The following is a 1,200-nucleotide window of genomic DNA, read 5'->3' on the forward strand; positions in this document are numbered from 1 at the left end:
CGTTCGGGTTCCATTCGGCGGCGCCGTTGGTGGGGTTGGCGATGCTGGCGCTGGGTGGGTTCTGTCCGCCACTACCGGGTCGCGGGGGCCGCTGAAGGCTCACACATCAGTCAGGAGAGCCGTTTTTTCCAGGCCCCCACCGCTTCCAGCTTCTTGGCCACGTCTCGTGAGCCTCGCAACTGGAAGCGTCGCTGTGAAGCCTTGCTCTCGGTGACGAGCTGCTTGGGCATTTCCTCGTGCACGATCCGCTCTACGTCGGCCTCGTACTCGGTCATGCCTGCATGCCAGAGGCGAAACGAGCGCAGCTCCTGCGCCGAGGTGTTGCCGCGGTGCAGCGAGCCCCAGCTCAGTTGCGGACCCGGGCCCGCACAGGAACCGACAGATCGAAGTGACGCTGCTGCCCCCGGGTTCGATGGAAATCGGCCGCGACCTGCGCGGCGGACTTCTGCGGCCGGCCACTGAGGGTGGGCATGACGTCCGGGTACTCCCGATCCGTGACGCGGTCGTACGCGTCCACGAGCAGCCACTTGGCCCGCTGGAGCAGCTTCCGCGTCATCATGCTCACCACCCTAGTCCGTACTCAGTTCATCGACACCACTTGCTCGACCTTGAGCATGCCGCTGCGTTCGAGCGACTTGCCGCCCCAGGGCCAGGCAAGAGAGCAAGGCGTCCATCCGCTCATCGGTCGACGCTCCGAGACGTCCAGATGATCCCTGGACCTGCTCAAGCCTCTTCACCACCATTCGCTGGGCGTCGTCCGGATGGTCCTGCGTGCGCTGCCCCAGCCTGCGCAGGGCCTGCCGGGTCCGCGCTGGCCACGGTCGCGAGTCCGAGGGCACGAAGACCCCAAGGACCCTGACGACTGCAGTGCGCTCCGTTGAGGCATCCCTCGAAAGTAGGGCGGGCGATCCGGTCACACCGGATCCCTGCACTCACTCGGAGCAACCTCGGGCGGCAGCGGCCCGCTAGCCGGATGCGGGTTCCTCCCGCGCTCACACTGCTAAGAGCGACCGGCAGTAGGTGTCACGACGGGTCAGCACCCGACGGCTGGATGGGGCCGGCGTGTCACACGTCGGGGCGGACACGGGCCCCGGTGATCATGGAGTTCTCTACGCTGCACCACCACCGGAGAACCCGTGCCCGTCCTGCCATCATCACTGACCGAACCCCTGTGGGCCCAGTTCGCCACGCTGCTGCCTG

At 66.9% G+C, this 1,200-nt stretch carries 2 protein-coding genes; both read right to left on the reverse strand.

What is annotated here, in order from left to right; genetic code table 11:
• Nucleotides 1-110 precede the first annotated feature (110 nt).
• Nucleotides 111-275, reverse strand: coding sequence for a hypothetical protein (locus AB2L27_RS20145; protein ID WP_370443275.1), 165 nt, complete (start codon nucleotides 273-275; stop codon nucleotides 111-113).
• Between the two features lie 71 nt (nucleotides 276-346).
• Nucleotides 347-559, reverse strand: a complete 213-nt coding sequence (locus tag AB2L27_RS20150; RefSeq protein ID WP_370443276.1) for a hypothetical protein — start codon at nucleotides 557-559, stop codon at nucleotides 347-349.
• Nucleotides 560-1,200: the final 641 nt, after the last annotated feature.

Origin of the sequence: Kineococcus halophytocola, from assembly GCF_041276425.1 — a bacterium.
Lineage (GTDB): Bacteria > Actinomycetota > Actinomycetes > Actinomycetales > Kineococcaceae > Kineococcus > Kineococcus halophytocola.

Excerpts from the sequence above, each read along its gene's own strand:
- AB2L27_RS20150 (WP_370443276.1), bottom strand. The coding sequence starts at position 559 with ATGATGACGCGGAAGCTGCTCCAGCGGGCCAAGTGGCTGCTCGTGGAC.
- AB2L27_RS20145 (WP_370443275.1), bottom strand. The coding sequence starts at position 275 with ATGACCGAGTACGAGGCCGACGTAGAGCGGATCGTGCACGAGGAAATG.